1 protein-coding gene is annotated in these 228 nt (G+C 70.2%); it reads left to right on the top strand.

Translation table 11 applies throughout. From position 1 onward, the window contains the following. The coding region (locus KVT28_RS27705; RefSeq protein ID WP_217551577.1) for a hypothetical protein at positions 1 to 228 on the top strand (228 nt) is incomplete at both ends.

Genomic DNA, 228 nt, shown 5'->3' on the forward strand with positions numbered 1-228 from the left:
CCCGCCGCCTCCGCAGGTACAGCAGGTCGTGCCGGCCGCGGCGCAAGCACAGCAGCAGCATCATGCGAACGGGCCGCTGCCGCCACAGCCGGGATTTGGTGCCGAAAACCTGTTCGCCCCGTCGGCGATCAAGCTGTTCGGCCGGGTGTTCGCGGGGCTGACCGTCAACCAGGAAGCGCTCGGCGGATCGTTTCCGCTCGGCCAACGCGCGCGCATTCCGTCGCCCAC

This window comes from Pantoea sp. GbtcB22 (assembly GCF_019091025.1).
GTDB lineage: Bacteria > Pseudomonadota > Gammaproteobacteria > Enterobacterales > Enterobacteriaceae > Pantoea > Pantoea leporis.